A 17511-nucleotide genomic window follows, 5' to 3' on the forward strand; every position below is an offset into this window, starting at 1 on the left:
GGTGTGGTGGGGAATCTATGTTGCGTGAAAGCTGGTCACGAATCCGTTTCTTCTTCGCCGGCAAAAAGCGCGCCGAAGTAGACGAGGAGTTACAGTTTCACCTCGAGCGCGAGGTAGAAGCAAACCTTGCCGCCGGTATGGAGTACGCCGAGGCGAGGCGGCGCGCAATGGTCTCGTTCGGCAGCAGAGAGCGTGCGCGCGAATCATGCCGTCAGGAACGACCGTCGTTCTACATTGAATCCTTGGTGAGAGACCTGCGTTACGGAATACGCGGGTTATGGAGAAATCCCGGCTTCACCGTCATGGCCGTGCTCACGCTCGCCCTGGCGATTGGAGCAAATGCAACCATCTTCAGCCTGATCGATCAGACGTTGATGCAGAAACTTCCGGCGGCGCATCCAGAGGAGCTTGTGGTGCTGGACTTTGCTGGAGCGCAGCCGGGCCATCTGCATTCCGTGGGCGGCAACACGCCCGGGCACCATCACGAATTCTCATATCCGATGTATCGCGATCTCCGCGACCAGAACACTGCGCTGAGCGGATTGATAGCGGAATCCCAACTCACCCTGGGCGTGACGTGGAACAATCACGCGGAGTCTGTTCAGGCGGAACTCGTGAGCGGAAATTATTTCGAGACGCTCGGCGTTCGTCCGGCAGTCGGCCGTCTGTTTGTAGCTGGAGATGAGACCGCGCCGGGCGCGAATCCCGTTGTGGTATTGAGCTTCGACTACTGGAGAACGCATCTGGCGGGAGCTCCGGTTGCCGGCAAAACTCTGCTGGTGAATGGAACACCATTCGCAATCGCTGGCGTCGCCGATCCGGGTTTCCACAGTATGGTCTGGGGACAGATGCCCGCTGTGTTCGTGCCGCTTTCAATGGAACAGGTGCTAACGCCGGAATGGCCTTATCTGAAGGACCACGGGTCCTATTGGATTGATCTCATCGGACGCCTCAAACCCGGGGGCACGCGTGCGCAGGCAGAGGCGTCATTGAACATGTTATTCACGTCGCTCCGCGCTGCAGAATTCACGCAGCTGGGCGACCAGTCCGCGCATGCGAAACAGGGATTCATCTCCAACGCGCACCTCAATGTCACCGCGGGAGCAAAAGGATTCAGTCCGATGCGCGACAGTTTGGAGACCCCGCTCACGATCATTCTTGCCATGGTGATGCTGGTGATGGGCATGGCCGTCGTGAATGTCGCGAGCCTGCTGCTGGTGCGTGCGGCAGCTCGCGCGCGAGAGATTTCCGTCCGTTATGCGCTGGGTGCGACCAATCGGCAAGTGCTGCGCCAACTGCTATCAGAGGGCATGCTGCTCGGCTTCGTGGGCGCCGCAGCAGGACTCGCGTTGGCTCCACAAATACAGCGGCTGCTGATCCATTGGATCTCAGCCAATGCGCAGGGCGGAGTGCCGTTTTCGTCGATACTCAACTGGCATGTCCTTGGTTTCTCGCTCGGTGTGACCGTCGCGGTAAGCCTGCTGTTCAGCCTGGCGCCGGCGATGCAGTTCAGAAATCCACGACTGGCAGAATTCATGCAGCAGCGAACAGGAACAAGTGCGGGCGGATCCCTCAGATTCCGGCGTACCTGTGTAGCGCTGCAGATTGGCTTCAGCCTGTTACTGATGCTGGCCGCAGGCATGTTTGTGCGGACAATCCACAATCTGCGCCATGCCGAGACCGGGTTTCCGACTGATCACCTGCTCGTGTTCGACCTGGATCCGCTCCTTGCTGGATATAGCGGCAAGCCTGTTGCGTCCGTAGAGGAGCGAGCACTGGACGCGATTGCCGCGCTACCCGGTGTCCATGCGGTTGGAGCGACGAACGACCAGGACCTCGCCGGTGACGACGTACAGGGCGAGATGCTTCCCGTCGGATATGCAGGAAAACCGGATGAAGAATTCTCTGTCGAGCTTCCTTGGGTGAGCACAAGTTATTTGCAAACCCTGGGCGTACCCCTGAGTGCGGGCCGCTATTTCAATGCCGCCGATACAGCGACATCGCAGCGAGTGGCTATTGTGAATGAGAGCTTTGCAAAGCACTACTTTGTAGAACCACAGCGGGCGCTCGGCAACATCGTGCGTCGGCCCAACAAAGTAGACACCGACGCAACCATCGTTGGAGTCGTGGCCGATGTAAAACACGCCAGTGTGCGAGACCCGGCCATCGCGACCTGCTACACGCTCTTTGCGCAGGCGACACGCGAGACTGGCCTGACGTTTTACGTCCGTACCTGGCAGCCGCCGGATTCGGCCATAACGAGTGTGCGTGCGGCAATCGCCGGCATAGATACACGGCTGATCGTGGGCAACCAGCGCACGATGGCGCAGGAGATCGATGCAACCTTGCTCGCTGAACGCGCAATCTCCATGCTGGCCACGGCCTTCGGTATGTTGGCAACCTTGCTGGCCGGCATTGGGCTATATGGAATCCTTGCCTATTCAACCGCGCAGAGGACGCGTGAGATTGGAATTCGCATGGCCCTCGGTGCTCAGCGCCACGCGGTCGTGAAGCTGATTCTGCGTGAGACACTCGTGCTGACCGGCGGAGCAGTCGCAGCCACAATCCCACTCGCGATACTGGCTGCTCGAATGGTGCGCAGTCAGCTCTTCGGCGTATCCGTCGCCGACCCCGCTGTTTACGGAGCAGGGATCTTGACGATCTGTCTGGTGGCAGCGCTCGCAGGCTTCATACCCGCCCGCCGCGCAGCAACGGTCGATCCCGCACGCGCGTTGCGAACAGACTAGACCGCGATGCAGTTAGTTTTATCCCAAGATCACTAAGCCGTAGCCCGCTGTGGCTCCTGTCCGCTCAGCTTAACGCTCACAACCTTGGACACGCCCGGCTCCTGCATTGTCACGCCATAGATCATGTCCGCGGCATGCATCATGCGCTTCGAGTGTGTCACCAGCAGGAACTGGGTTTCCTTGCTCAGCGTGTGCAACAGGTCGGCCAGCCGTCCTACGTTCGTTTCGTCCAGCGCAGCATCCACTTCGTCCAGCACACAGAACGGGCTCGGCTGGAACTGGAAGATACCCACCAACAGCGAAATGGCCGTGAGAGCCTTTTCGCCGCCTGAGAGCAGCAGCACGTTCTGCAGTTTCTTGCCCGGAGGTGACGCTACAATTTCCAACCCGCTCTCTGCCTGGTTCTCCGCATCCGTCAGCCGCAGGAACGCCTGCCCACCATGGAAGAGCCGCGTGAATACGTGTCCGAAGTTTTCGTTGATGCGCGCAAACGCTTCGTCAAACTTCTCCCGCGAAAGCTGATCGATTTCCTTGATCGTAGCCTGCGTATTCTCAATCGACTCCATCAAATCCGTGCGCTGCGTCTCAAGGAAGCTGTGCCGTTCCGCGGTTTCTTTGTACTCCTCCAGCGCCATCATGTTCACCGGGCCCATCTGCTCAATCTTCTGGCGCAGCGTCCGGCAAGTCTCTTCCTCGACCGCCAGCATTTCATCCGCAATGCGCACGATCTCCGCATCCGCGCGTAACACCGCTGCCTCGGCATTCACTTCCGCTAGGCAACTCGCTTCAAGATGCTCCAGGTCCGATCTCAACTTCGCCGCTTGGCTCGCACGCCCGCTGCGATCGTCGCGCAACTGGTCCAGCGCTGCACGTGCGGTCTTCAGATCCGTCTCGATCGTTGCCAATTGATGCCGCAGTTCCAGCGCTTGCGCCGCGATCGACTCTGCCAGCGCCAGTGCCTCGGCCTTCAGCGTCGTCAATTCCAATTCGCGTTGCGCCAGCTCTGCGCTTTCCCTTATGCGCTGCTCGCGTTCGGCCTCTGCCGCGGCACGCTGCTGCTCAATCGCCAGCACCCGTCGCTCCAGATCTGCATGCAGACGATCAATGCGCTGGAAAGCCGCCTCTGCGCCGCGCCTCCGCTCTTCGAGACCCGCCAATTCAGCCGTCAGCTTTGCCGCCTCGTGCTGCAGCGTCTCGCGAGTCTGCCGCATGGCTGCCAGCTTGTTCTGCTGCTCTTCGAGAGTAGCCTCGGCAGTTGCACGTTCCGCTTCCAGCCTCACCGCTTCTTCGCGCTTCTGCTCGATCACTCCGTGCTTGGCTTCGCGCGCTTCCTTGTTCCGCTCCGCCTGCAGAATCCATTCCTGCAACCGACGCTCGATGCGCTGCGCCTCGTTCTCCATCTGCTTCAGCGCCGCACCCTGATCTGCCGCATCCCGCTCAGCCTGCCGACGCTCTTCACTCCGCATCTCAAGCGTTGCTGTCAACTCTTCAATCTGTCGAGTAAGTGTTGCGGCTTCGATTTCTGCCAGTCCAAGATCGCGTTCCAGCAGTCCCAGCCGCATCTCCGTCTCGCGCAGTTCGCGCTTCAACACCAGCGGACCTGCACTTGCCGGCTTGCCACCCGTCACCGTCGCGTTATGGAAGCACTCACCACCCGGTGTAAGGAAGTACGCATGGCTGTGTTCATTAGCAAGGCTCTGCGCCAGCGCCGCCGTCTCCACAAGATAGCCGTCACGCAATTTCGGAAGAATTGTTTCGAGCGAGCGTCCGAATCCGTTCAGAACCCGAACCGCGTCCTTCAACGGAGTCACGCCGGGCCTTGAGATGTTGTCCTCGGCTTCGTTAAACAAGCCTGCCTGCGCCGAATCGTGGATGAGAAAAGTCGCCCGTCCATCCACGCCCGACTTCAGAACACGCACACCTTCTTCAGCCGCATGCCAACTCTTGACGACGACATAATTCAGTTCATCGCGCAGAAACTCGTCGACGACACCTTCGTGTTCGCCGCTCACCTCAATAAAGTCGGCAAGCGTCCCCACCGGCGTAGAACCGTTCTGCAGCGCACCGGGCTTCAGCAGCCGCCGGACAGTTTCGGTGGAATAGCTGTGATCGCGAATCAGGGATTCAAGCGATTCTTTGCGTCCCACCGCAGTGGCCTGTTCGCTGCGCAATTGATTCGCTCGCGTCCTCACCGAGCCTTCATCCGAGCGCCGTGCCTGTAACTGCTCGCGCAACTCAGCAATCTCGCTCTCAAGCCGCCTCAGCGTCTCCCCGGCTGACTCAAACCGCAGTCGCGCCTGTCCGCTCTGAACGCCCAGACTCTCCTGCTCGTTGCGGGCCTGACTCATCTCGGCATTCAGCCGTTCGGCCTCGCGCTCCAGCGCCGCCAAACTCTCTTCCGCCTGCGCCGTGCTGTTCCGCGCATTGCCCGCCAGCGTCAGCAGATGCATTGCATGCCTGCGATCGGCTTCCAGCTTCCGCTCCGCGTTGAATACTTCGTCGGCCGCCGAACGCGCCTCGTGCTGCCGCGCTTCTACCTTCTCGTGGAACGCTCGTGCCTCGCCCGCAGCCGTCTCCAGAAACGCCTTTTGCTGCTGGCGCTCTTCGGCAATCCCGCCCAGTTGCGTCCTGGTCTGCTCCAACTCACCCGCCGCCGCCGCTAGTCGCGCTTCAAGCTCTGTCACGCGCTCTGCATTGCTCCGCTCTCGCGCCGCGGCCCGTTCCAACTCCACCGCAGCCGAGTTGGCCCGGTTCTGCGCATCCTGCCCTTCGCGATCCAGCCCATACCCGCGCTCCGTTAGCGAGTGCTGGCTTGCCTCCATCGACCCGATCTCGGCCGCGCCGCTCGTAATCTTTTCTCCAAATGCGGCGATCTCCTGCTCCAGGCGCGTCTGCTCCGCATCCATCAGCGTCATACGGCTCGCCAGAACTACGCGCAAACGTCCGCGCAATTCATCGCGAACCTGTGCAAACCGTTCAGCCTTTGAAGCCTGCCGCTTCAGGCTGTTCATCTGCCGCGTTACTTCCTCGAAGATGTCGTCGACGCGCGCCAGGTTCTGCTTCGAACTCTCCAGCCGCAGTTCAGCCAGCCGCTTCTTCGTCTTGAAGCGCGTAATCCCCGCCGCCTCTTCGATAATTGCGCGACGGTCGTGCGGCTTCGAACTCAGCAACTGCCCAATCCGCTCCTGCCCAATAATCGCGTAGCTCTCCGGGCCCAGGCCCGTTCCCATAAAGATGTCCTGGATATCACGCAGCCGGCACAGCTTCCCGTTCAGCAGATATTCGCTCTCGCCCGTCCGGAACAGTCGCCGCGTGATCACAACCTCGCCCTTTTGCGGAGTCCGGTTGAACTTCCTGCGGCGAATCTTCAGCATCACCGGTTGTGGCCCGCCCGTGCTCGCCTGGATCCCGCCTTCCGCTTCCGGAGCCTGCTTCTGACTTCCAACTTCGGCCGGAACCTCATCGTCTTCCAGAACCTGCCCGGGCTGCTCCGAAGCAATAATCTCTTCCGCCTCGGCAGCCTTCTGTTTCCTGAGTGCGTCCTCGTCCCAGTCCGCCGGCCCGTCGTGATCCACCACCACATCCGGCTCTACCGGAATGGGCCCCTCATAAGCCTCGGGATCGACCATCGTAATGGTCACCTCGGCCATCCCTAGCGGCTTGCGTTCCCGCGTTCCCGCAAAAATCACGTCTGCCATGCTGCCGCCGCGCAGGCTCTTCGCGCTCTGCTCGCCCAGCACCCAACTCACACCATCCAAAATGTTCGACTTGCCGCACCCGTTTGGCCCCACCACCACCGCAATACCGGTTCCCGGCACCGTCAGTTCGGTACGGTCGCAAAAGCTCTTGAATCCGAGGATGTGGATTTTTTTCAGTTTCAGCATGCTCACTCCGGGTCAACGGGATACGAACGATTTCGCGTGAAGTCGGAACCGGAGGACCAGGAAACCCCGCCAAGCGATCGTTGCTCGTCGGACTGGTCGTTCGGCGCTGGTTCACGCCTCGAGGGGAATTAGACCCTCTTCGATTACAGACTCTAAGGAGCCTAAAAGTAAGGGTCAATCATGGGGAGAGGTTCTTTTGTGGATAAGGGGGTCCCGAACCCGTCTTTTCCATTATTTTAGGCTTTTTCCCGGAATCATCCTACTTTTATTGAGTTTCAGCCGATTTTTCCACAGGCTTGATTGGCCATATTTTATCGAAGATTTTGGCGAAAACTTACTGCCTTCCGGATCACTTTCTCGATCGCTCTCAAAGCCTGGGCTCGTGGAAATCCCGGCCGGCTAGCCAGCCGAATGGTCCGGCTGGACCTCCCCGTCAACGGCAGCAGGACGATTCCCCTCTGTCCCAGCGTCCCCGCCGCCAGTGCTGGAATCAGCGTCGATCCGTATCCCGCCGCCACCAGGTTCACAAGCGTCTCGAGCGTCGCCGCCTGCATCGAGCCCTGTAACGTCCCCTGGAGTGACCCCCGCATGTGCCCTACACCCATCCCATGCGCTCCATGTTTTGCCCCGCACGCTGCCAGCGCCTGCGTCGACAGGCAATGCCCATCCGCCAGCACCAGCAATTCCTCCGTCAACGCACTTTCATCCACCTTCTTGGCGCCCGCCAGCCTGTGATTTCGAGGCAGCGCCGCCAGTAGCGGCTCGTCATAAAGCTCGATCTCTGTAATCTCCGGCGCATCCGTTGCCGTCGCCAGCAGCGCCGCATCCAGCTTGTGATTCCGCAGACCCTCCACCAGCGCTCGCGTCTGATCCTCCCACAACTCGATTGTCAGCCCCGGATACCCCTGCCGCAGCGGCTTCAAAATCAGCGGCATTAGATAAGGAGCAACAGTTGGAATCACCCCCAGTTTCAACGGACCTACCATCGGATCTCGCGCCGCCCGCGCCACCGCTTCCATCTGCCCCGCCTCGGCCAGCGCCCGCTTGGCATGGGTCAGAATCTGGCTCCCCACCGGAGTGATATCCACCCGCTTATTCGTGCGCTCCAGCAGCGTCACGCCCAATTCGTCTTCGAGCTTTTTAATCTGGCTGCTCAGCGTCGGCTGACTCACGTTGCAAGCCTCGGCCGCGCGCCCAAAATGCCGGTGCTCCGCAATCGCCACAAGATACCGCAATTCCTGCAAATTCATTTCAACCCCGCCAACCACGAATACGCAGCGCTGCCTGTTCCCTAGTCCCCAGTCCCTATCCCCTGGTCCCTGGTCCTTTTTCATCATAGGCTGTACCAATCATCATCAAAGAAACAATTGATTTGTCATATCGAAGCCCAGGGCGATACCTTACCCTTGAATGCGACGTACATCTGCCGGGACTCACCCGGAAACCTCCTACTCAACCAGCAATCTTTTTGCACACGATTACAGGAGACAGCATCATGTCTAGCGAAGCACAATGCCCGTTCTCAAACGGCTCAATCAAGCACACATCGGCAGGAGCAAAAGGCAACCGCGACTGGTGGCCCAATCAGCTGAATCTCGGCATTCTGCACCAGAACTCATCGCTCTCCAATCCGATGGAGAAGGAATTCGACTACGCGCAGGAGTTCAAGAAACTCGACATCGAAGCGGTGATCAAGGATCTCCGCGCCGTCATGACGGATTCGCAGGATTGGTGGCCGGCCGACTTTGGCCACTACGGTCCGCTCTTCATTCGCATGGCCTGGCACTCCGCCGGCACCTATCGCATTCACGACGGACGCGGCGGGGCAGGCAGGGGAGCACAGCGGTTCGCCCCACTCAACAGCTGGCCCGACAACGTTAACCTCGACAAAGCGCGCCGTCTGCTCTGGCCCATCAAGCAGAAGTACGGCCGCAAGATCTCCTGGGCCGATCTCATGATCCTTACCGGCAACGTAGCTCTCGAAACCATGGGCCTCAAGACCTTCGGCTTTGGCGGCGGTCGCGCAGATATTTGGGAGCCCGATGTCGACACTGATTGGGGTCCTGAAACAGAGTGGCTCGGCGGCGACAAGCGCTACAGCGGCGATCGTGAGCTGGCCAACCCGCTAGCAGCCGTACAAATGGGCCTCATCTATGTGAACCCTGAAGGCCCCAACGGCAACCCGGATCCCGCAGGTTCCGCCCGCGACATCCGCGAAACCTTTGCCCGCATGGCCATGAACGACGAAGAGACGGTAGCGCTAATCGCAGGCGGCCATACCTTCGGCAAGACCCACGGCGCAGCCCCCGCAAGTCACGTCGGCGCCGAGCCGGAGGGCACAAGCTTTGAGGAGATGGGACTCGGCTGGAAGAACAGCTTCGGTACCGGCATCGGTCCCGACACCATCACCAGCGGACTTGAAGTCACCTGGACACCCACGCCAACCAAGTGGGACAACAGCTACTTCGAAACCCTGTTCGGCTACGATTGGGAACTGACCAAGAGTCCCGCAGGCGCCCATCAGTGGAAGCCCAAAGGCGACGCCGGCAAAGACACTGTTCCCGACGCGTACGATCCCAAAAAGCGTCATCAGCCGATGATGCTCACCTCCGATATCGCTCTGCGCGTTGATCCGATCTACGAAAAAATCTCGCGCGACTTCCTAAAGAACCCTGACAAGCTCTCCGACGCCTTTGCCCGCGCCTGGTTCAAGCTCACCCATCGCGACATGGGTCCGATCTCCCGCTACCTCGGCCCGCTCGTTCCCAAAGAAGAGTTGATTTGGCAGGATCCCGTTCCCGAAGTCGATCACGAGCTCGTCGACGACAAGGACATCGCCGCCCTGAAAGCCAAGCTCCTCGCTTCAGGCCTTTCGATTTCGCAACTCGTCAATACCGCGTGGGCCTCTGCCTCCACCTTCCGCGGCAGCGACAAGCGCGGTGGCGCCAACGGAGCACGCATCCGCCTTGAGCCGCAGAAAAACTGGGAAGTCAACCAGCCCGCAGAGCTGGCAAAGATTCTCTCCAAGCTCGAAGCCATTCAGAAGGACTTCAATTCCTCAGCAAAAGGCGGCAAGAAAATCTCGCTCGCCGACCTCATCGTTCTCGGAGGATGCGCAGCAGTCGAGTCTGCTGCCAAGAAAGCCGGACACGACGTCAAGGTTCCGTTCGAACCCGGTCGCACCGACGCCTCGCAGGAACAGACCGACGTACATTCCTTCGCAGTGCTCGAACCAGTCGCCGACGGTTTCCGCAATTACGCAAGAAAGGGAACTGAAGAGCATGCCGCTGCATTGCTGCTCGACAAGTCGCAACTCCTCGGCCTCACCGGCCCGGAGATGACCGTTCTCATCGGCGGCATGCGCGCACTCGGCGCAAACGTGGCGCACTCGCAACACGGCGTCCTCACCAAGCGACCCGAAACCCTCACAAACGACTTCTTCGTCAACCTGCTCGATATGGGAACGAAGTGGGCAAAGTCCGAAAAAGAGAAGGACGTTCTCGAAGGCCGCGATCGTCATACCGGCGAACTCAAGTGGACTGCCACCGTCGTCGACCTTGTCTTCGGATCAAATGCCCAACTCCGTGCCATCTCCGAGGTCTACGCCAGCAGCGATTCCAAAGACGCATTTGTCCGCGACTTCGTGGCTGTCTGGAACAAAGTGATGAACGCCGATCGTTTCGATCTGCTGAGGGGAGGGAAGATCGAAGCCAATCCTCCCTCGACCCACCCAGTCGCCGAAACCGTAGCCGGCGATTAACGAGCGCAGAGTTGGGTGCCCGAGGTCTAGCTTTGAGACTTGGGTGGAGTTCAACCAAATACAGAAAGAAGGTGCCCCATCCTTGAATCGTTCTGTGATTCAAGGATGGGATACCACAGACCCAACCCCAACGATCGGCTGGACCACTTCACTTCATCAACCCGCATCCCACATCCATCAACACAATCGAGGTGAATCATGAGCATCCTCAATACCGTAGAATCCATGGCCATGGGCAATGCCGGCCCAGAACACGCGCAGGTCGCTGGCGGCCTCATGGAAGAACTTCAAAATCAGCCCGGCGGCATCGGTGGCCTCATCCAGAATCTCCAGCGCAACGGCATGGGACCCGCGGTCGAGCAGTGGTCACAAGGTCAGACGCAGCCTAATCCCTCCGCAATTGAAAACGGCCTCGCCGGTACTGGCATCATCGCGAACATCGCGCAGCGCACCGGCCTCTCTGAGGGAGTCGTCCGCGGATCTCTGGCCGTCGTAATTCCGCTTGTGGTTAGCCACGTAATCTCGAACAACCACGTCAGCCCCACCGGAGAACCAACTGGGACTCAACCTGAAAGCGGCAGCATCCTGCAGTCCGTACTGCAGCGCATCCTTTGAGTGAGTGGGCCTGACCACTACTCACCACTCTTCACTTCGCAACGCGGAACTCCAGCGTCGCGTAATTCATCTGACCCTGCGCCACCGTGTGCACTGTCAACACGTTTCTGCCTTTTTCCAAATGCACCTTCACCAGATCCTTCGCCAGATTCCAGTGGTGCCACTGCCGCCACGCCACCGTATCGGATGCATCATACGTTGAAGCAATCGTCAACGGCCCCGTAGTCGCCACTCCGTTCACATCCAGCGAGATCGCGCCGCCGCGATTCGATGTATACAGCAGATCAGCCGAGTACTCTCCCGTCTCCGCTACATCAACCGTCACGTTGAACCACTCACCAGGCTCCGTCCAACCCACATAAAGCATCCCCGCTGGCGGCGTCGCCTTGTCATACGGATTGTCGTCAATCTTCGGATTGAGGCCGAACTTCGTATACGAAGTATCCACGCCTTCGTTCATTCGAAATTCATTCAAATAGGTTCCGTTCGCGGGATTCAGAGCGCCGCTTCCGTTGTTCTTCGCGTCTGAATCGTGATACGCCACGCCCTCGCCACCCACATCGTAGTAAGCGCACATCACCGTCCCCGGAATCTTTTGCGCTCCGCCGTTGTACTTGCTGTCATGAAACGGCGTGCCTTTGTAGCTCTTCAAAAAATCCGAAGTCTGCCCGCTAGCCGCACCTGCCACCATCATCGCAACCGCCGAACCCATCAACCAATTCCGATACAGAAGACCACGCATCAATACATTCACCGTTCTTTCCCGAGGATTAAGCGAATCACACGAATACTAAACGCACCCCCTGGAAACCGGAAGTGATCGACAACGTACTCGCTCGTCGTGCACGAATCGCAGCGACCTCCCTCGCGCTTGTCATCCCGACCGAAATAGAGGGATCTGCAGTTGCCTCTGAAGACAAACGACCAAAAATGCGTCGCCCTGAAAACTCAAAACCTGCATGAAACGAGGGTACCCAGCCAAGCGCAGCTTGGGTTGAAAAGCACGATCTCAACTGATCTTCTGGCCTTGGTGGGCGCCACGCACCACGTGGCCTGCCGTTGTCCTCACCAGTTTTCGAGCCACAGAAATGCTTACTTCCGAGCAGCCGATGATTCGCTCGCTACCCTTGAATTCCAGGTATGATGTGCGATTTTCTTAGCGCATCTTCGACGCGCTGGCGGAGGACTTCATCTGACCCTTCGAGAAATTCCACACAGTGTTCTTCGAGATCAAGTAGAAGGTGACGAAACCCGTCCAGCGGATCGCTTGAAAAACCTGGGTAATGGCTCGCGTTAAGGTTTCTAAGTACGGAGCTCATGTATTCCTGATGCGACATCGAATGAGAGTCAATGTGGTATGAAACCATTCCCAAACTATCGCGGAAGTGATACTCCAACCTTCGAGACTCTCTCTTGAACTCAGCACTCGCAAATCGACCACCGCTGCTCTCTCCCGAATCGAGCCGTCTGTAGGCAAAACCATGCCGAAGCAGCAATGGTCTTATCAATTCCGATCCACGTTCCAACACTGTTTGAGCATCCTTGCTCATACGTCGATCTCCGAGATTGCTCATCCAGCTTACTCGCACCGCAGGCTCGTAAGCGCATCCTAGACGCCGGAGTTGCATTCTGGTCGAGTGGTCGGCGATGGGGAAGTTGTCAAGGAGTGGCCTCTGTGTCCAGTTGGCCGGTCACTCGGGCGAAGAGGGATTTCTGGCGCTACGCTTCGCGAGCATCCACCACAAAACTTATGACATAGGCGTTTGTCATTATTTGTAGCTTCCGCCCGCTTGAGCGATGGCTGAATTCGAATTGCCATATCTACATCTTGACGACCTAGAGGAGGGAGCCGTATACCTCTAGACTATCTAGCGGAGGGTTCAGTGGGCATGAGCAATAGCGAGCTGGTTCAAGGGACGCTTGAGATGCTAGTGCTCAGGACACTGGCTCCCGAATCGATGCATGGGCAAGGAATAGCGCTTCGCATCGAGCAGGTGAGCGACGGTGTGTTCCGGGTGAATGAGGGGTCACTGCTTCCCGCACTGAGCCGCATGGAGCGGGCTAGGCGAATTCGCGGGGAATGGCGCTCGACGGAAAACAACCGTCGGGCGAAATATGGCACGCTGACTGCCGCCAGGCGTAAAGCATTTGAACAGGGATGCCGCCAGTGTGGCCGCCAGATTGCGGCTATAGAACGTATTCTCGAAGCCTGAGAGAGGGGAGACATGCTGCGAAGTCTCATGGCCGGTGTACGGGCATTGATTCGCCCGTCCGAGCGCAACGCCCAGATCGAAGAAGAACTCAGAAACTTCTTCGCGGCCTCGGTGGAGGATAAGCTGCAACGCGGCATGAGCCAGGAAAATGCCGAGCGCGAGGCCCGTGCAGAAATAGGCAGCCGCGAGATGGTGCGGCATAACATATGGTCGGCTGGCTGGGAATCGGCGGTCGAGTCGTTTTTGCGAGAGTTGCGCGTCACAGCGCATCAAATGAGAACGTCGCCCGGGTTTGCGGCGACGGCTATCCTCACGCTGGCTTTGGGCATCGGCGCCACAACGGCGATCTTTTCGATCGTCGAGGGTGTGTTGCTGCGTCCGCTGCCGTTTGCCGATCCGGGCCGCCTGGTGGTGGTTGGGGATACTGTGCCGGGTATAAATTTGGGCAGCAGCGGCCACATCGGCGGAACCATGCCGCAGATTCTTACCTACGAGCGCGAGACACGGGGCTTCGCCGCCCTGGGCGGGTTTGAGCAGGCCGGCTACGAATTCTCCGATGCTGGCGCGCCCGCCGAGATCAGTGCGGCGCGAGTCACGGCGAGCATCTTTCCTCTGCTGGGCGTTGCGCCCTTGATGGGCCGCACCTTCACACAACAGGAAGATGACCGCAGCTTGCAGGTAACCGTGATCAGCTACGCGATGTGGCACAGCCGCTTTCACGCCGATCCGCAGATCCTGGGCCACAAGATCGAACTCAACCGCAAGACTTACGAGATTATCGGCGTAATGCCGCGCGACTTCGAGTTCCCGCTCATCCCCGGCCTGATGGATCAGAGCCGGTTGTGGGTGCCCTTGAGTCCAACGCCTGATGAGCTACAAGAGGCAGCTGCTTGGTGCTGCGGAATGGTGGGGCGCCTCGAGCTCGGCGTGACGTCTGCGCAGGCCCAGCAGGACGCCGGGCGCGTGGCGTGGCAGATCACGCGCAACTTTCCCGCCTACATGAGCAGCCAGCGTATCGGCGCCATTGTTCGCCCGCTGGCCGAAGACACGGTGGCGCAGGCGCGACCATTGCTGCGCATATTGTTTCTAGCCGTTGCCGTGGTGCTGTTTATCGCCTGCGCCAATCTCGCCGGACTGCTGCTGGTGCGCGTGATCCGGCGGCGGAGGGAGATTGCGGTGCGGCGGGCGCTGGGCGCGAGCGGCGCGGCAGTGCTGCGGCAGAGCCTCGTGGAAACACTTGCGTTGAGCTTTGCGGGAGGCTTGATTGGACTGGGCTTGGCGGCCGTGGCCGTACGGGTTGGCATCAGCTTTTTGCCGGAGTCGCTGCCGCGTATCGAATCTATCCGGCTCGACTGGCACGTGGTCCTGTTTGCGATGGGCACGGCATTGCTAACCGGTTTGCTGTGTGGGCTGGCGCCTGCGCTGGCGGCGGCACGCACCGGCGTGAACGAGACGCTCAAAGACGGCGGACTCACGGGATCGGTGAGTGGAGCGCAGGTGCGCCTACGCTCTGCATTGGTAATCGCGGAGATTGCCGTGGCTCTGGTGCTGCTGATCGCCTCAGGCCTGTTGCTGCGCAGCTTTGAGAAGCTGCGCGACCTGGATTTGGGATTTCGCACCGATCACCTGCTAACCGCGGACTATAGGCTGCCCGAAAAGCAATACTCGAGGCAGGCCGCCATCGATGCATTCAATAGCACCTTGCTACGCAGGCTCGAACGTTCGCCGGGCATCGAGTCCGTGGGAATTACGTCGTACCTGCCCGCTTCAGGAATGGTGCGCAACAGCACATTCGTCGCCGATAGTTACGTTCCGCCTAAGGGCATTGAAGTAGATATTGCCTGGCCGTCTCAGGTAATGGGCGATTACTTCCGCGCGGCGGGGATTCCGCTGCTGCGCGGCCGTGTGTTCAGCGAGGCCGACAACGTGAAGGCGCCGCTGGTCTGCATCGTGAACCACATGCTCGCCGAGCATTTCTGGCCCGGACAGGACCCGATTGGCAAGCGCCTGCGCTGGGGATACCCCAAAACGCCCACGCCCTGGATGACGGTGGTGGGCGTAATGGGCGATATCAAGCAGATGGCCGTGGATGCACCGACGCAGTACGAGATCTACCAGCCCTCCAGCGAACTGATGGCCTCCTACGGAAAGCTGGTGCCGCCCGGCTTGTTGAACGCGCAGGCTGGAAGTATCGTGCTGCGCACTGCGCTGCCGCCCGACAGCATGATCAAATCGCTGGGCGCGACGGTTCTGTCCATCGATCCGCAGCTTCCGCTCACCAAGGTTCATTCGATGGACGAGGCGTTGAGCCGCATGGAGGCGCCGCGCTGGTTCAATGCCGCGATGATCTCAAGCTTTGCCGCGGTCGCCGTGCTGCTGGCGATCATGGGCATCTACAGCGTGATTGCGTTTTCCGCCGCCATGCGCACGCGGGAGATGGCGATCCGAATGGCCTTGGGATCGCAGCGCGCGGACATCGTGCGGCTAATGCTGATCTCCGGAGCAAAACTGGCGGTGACCGGAGTCCTGATCGGCCTCGCTGGAGCAGCAGCGGCTTCCAGCCTTTTGCGCAGCTTCTTGTTCCAGGTAAGCCCATTCGATTCCCGCGTGCTGGCGCTGGCGGCGATTACCGTGTTTGCGCTGGCGCTGCTGGCGTCTGCGTTGCCGGCACGCCGGGCAGCGGCTGTCGATCCGGTTGGAGCATTGCGAGGCGAATAGAAGTGCTATCAACGCTTAGGACATTATGTTTCCTCAGCACGTCCAAACCTTCGGACTAACAGATCGACAGTCGGCCACTCGATCATCGTTCGAGAAAACGCTGTCACTAGAGTCGCGTCATTTCGTTGCCGGAATCAGAAGCTGAACAAGTTCACGCATCAAGGCTGGATTTATATCCCAAGTCCGGCTATGGTTCCGCGAGATTCGGCAGACTGAATCACGACGGTTCCTTTCAGGACAAATCGCTAGAGAGCACTTCAATCAAGATCTTCTGCTTTGTGAGTGTGTGGTGGGCTATCCGGACATTACCAAAAATGGTGCAGCTTCTTCTTCGAGTGTTACAAACTCGGAAGGGCACAGATTCATCCTCAAATCTGATGTGCGACAGTTCCGATGTCAAGGTGTGCGCCGACATACTCGGTCTCAAATCCCTCAAACAACAGCGATAAGACATGCGCCACTTTTGCAGGTACTTACCGCGCTCTAGAGCACAATGAAATTGAACTCAATGCCTCGACTTGACTTAGCCGAATGCGATGAAGGCGATGCCGGAACCTCCAAACTGCTTCGCCTTTCTAAGCCCTTTCCTGAGAATATTTTACGGCTAAGTTTAATCAGCAGAGGAATTTGGAGTCATGATATTCCGTATACCATTGAAAGGCGAGATTTTATCTCCAGAGATGGGGGTGGGGTACCACCACTTCTCTCCCAAAGCGATTCGGCAGCATCTCAGACTGCCGCCGCATTCGCGAGCGCCTCAATCACCGCCAGGTTCTTCATCAACTCAGCCGGTACGCCATGCCGTTCCTGCAAAAACTGCGGACTGTTGTAGGAAATCCAAACTTTGCCCGACGTATCCTCCGCGACCAGAATCTTCAACGGCAGATCGATGGCAATACTCGGGGCAGCCAGCATCACCGGCGTCCCAGCCCTCGGGCTGCCGAAAATCAGCAGCTTCGTATTCGGCATCTGCATCCCGGCCTTAGTTGCTTCGTCGCTATGATCCACAACGGCGAACAGCGTCACGCCCTTTACAGTCAGAATTCCTCTGAGCTTCTCCACCGTTTCATCAACCGAATGACTGCTCGGCAAATTGACAAGTCCGTTATCGATCATCCGATTCATCGATGTCCCCTTTCCGTTTTCTCCGTTCGGTGGCGCTATGTTGCGCACCGAGATCAGATAGATAGCCATCGCAAGTCCAACTACGCCCAGCAAGACAGCGATGCCAACCGCCTGCGCCGTGGGATGCGTGTGCGTTGTTTTTCCGCGATCGAGTTCCTTCACCAGCCGCAGATGACGCCATCCCGCAAAGATGCTCACCAGCACTCCTACAAAGATCAACGCCGTACCGAACCACAGCGACATTCCGTAAGACTGTTCCGGACTATGGTTTTGTGCTACGCGCATCTCTTGCAGAAACAAACCAAAGCGCGCCACCACAAATCCGAATCCCATCATCGCCAGCCCGGTGCGTATCCAGGCCAGCAGCGTGCGCTCCGCGGCAAGATAGTCGCTGAGGCTCGCCTTGGGCTGCACGGCCGTAGGTTGATTCAAATTGTTCATCTCTATCT

Annotated in this window: 10 protein-coding genes; 5 read left to right on the forward strand and 5 right to left on the reverse strand. The window is 58.9% G+C overall.

All coding sequences use genetic code 11. The features are described from left to right. The first annotated feature begins 17 nt into the window (after nt 1-17). Nucleotides 18-2747, forward strand: coding sequence for an ABC transporter permease (locus P8935_RS13955; RefSeq protein WP_348260909.1), 2730 nt, complete (start codon nt 18-20; stop codon nt 2745-2747). Between the two features lie 32 nt (nt 2748-2779). Here the strand turns inward: P8935_RS13955 and smc are convergent, their stop codons facing one another. Together smc and P8935_RS13965 are read right to left on the reverse strand one after the other, a co-directional pair. Then, nucleotides 2780-6631: a chromosome segregation protein SMC gene (gene smc, locus P8935_RS13960; protein ID WP_348260910.1), complete on the reverse strand. Its 3852-nt coding sequence runs from the start codon at nt 6629-6631 to the stop codon at nt 2780-2782. A gap of 311 nt (nt 6632-6942) precedes the next feature. Next, complete coding sequence (locus tag P8935_RS13965; RefSeq protein ID WP_348260911.1) at nt 6943-7881, reverse strand: LysR substrate-binding domain-containing protein; 939 nt, start codon at nt 7879-7881, stop codon at nt 6943-6945. 245 nt (nt 7882-8126) lie between these two features. Between P8935_RS13965 and katG the strand changes: the two genes are divergently transcribed. Next, the gene (gene katG, locus P8935_RS13970) at nt 8127-10391 is read left to right on the forward strand and encodes a catalase/peroxidase HPI (protein ID WP_348260912.1); all 2265 of its coding nucleotides are present in this window, start codon (nt 8127-8129) and stop codon (nt 10389-10391) included. Nucleotides 10392-10589: 198 nt separating this feature from the next. Further along, nucleotides 10590-11006: a YidB family protein gene (locus P8935_RS13975; protein ID WP_348260913.1), complete on the forward strand. Its 417-nt coding sequence runs from the start codon at nt 10590-10592 to the stop codon at nt 11004-11006. Between the two features lie 31 nt (nt 11007-11037). Here P8935_RS13975 and P8935_RS13980 read toward each other — a convergent pair whose 3' ends face one another. Together P8935_RS13980 and P8935_RS13985 are read right to left on the reverse strand one after the other, a co-directional pair. Continuing rightward, nucleotides 11038-11748, reverse strand: a complete 711-nt coding sequence (locus P8935_RS13980) for a hypothetical protein (protein WP_348260914.1) — start codon at nt 11746-11748, stop codon at nt 11038-11040. Nucleotides 11749-12127: 379 nt separating this feature from the next. Further along, complete coding sequence (locus P8935_RS13985) at nt 12128-12556, reverse strand: hypothetical protein (RefSeq protein WP_348260915.1); 429 nt, start codon at nt 12554-12556, stop codon at nt 12128-12130. Nucleotides 12557-12895: 339 nt separating this feature from the next. On the opposite strand from P8935_RS13985, the gene P8935_RS13990 reads away from it, so the two are divergent. Together P8935_RS13990 and P8935_RS13995 are read left to right on the forward strand one after the other, a co-directional pair. Beyond that, nucleotides 12896-13219 (forward strand): PadR family transcriptional regulator, encoded by a 324-nt coding sequence (locus P8935_RS13990; RefSeq protein ID WP_348260916.1) that lies wholly within the window; start codon nt 12896-12898, stop codon nt 13217-13219. 12 nt (nt 13220-13231) lie between these two features. Continuing rightward, the gene (locus P8935_RS13995) at nt 13232-15937 is read left to right on the forward strand and encodes an ABC transporter permease (protein WP_348260917.1); all 2706 of its coding nucleotides are present in this window, start codon (nt 13232-13234) and stop codon (nt 15935-15937) included. Nucleotides 15938-16666: 729 nt separating this feature from the next. Here P8935_RS13995 and P8935_RS14000 read toward each other — a convergent pair. Continuing rightward, nucleotides 16667-17503 carry a DUF302 domain-containing protein gene (locus P8935_RS14000; RefSeq protein ID WP_348260918.1) on the reverse strand — a complete coding sequence of 279 codons (837 nt, stop codon included), beginning with the start codon at nt 17501-17503 and terminating at the stop codon, nt 16667-16669. Between the last annotated feature and the right edge of the window lie 8 nt (nt 17504-17511).

The sequence above is a fragment of the Telmatobacter sp. DSM 110680 genome, assembly GCF_039994875.1.
Taxonomy (GTDB): domain Bacteria; phylum Acidobacteriota; class Terriglobia; order Terriglobales; family Acidobacteriaceae; genus Telmatobacter.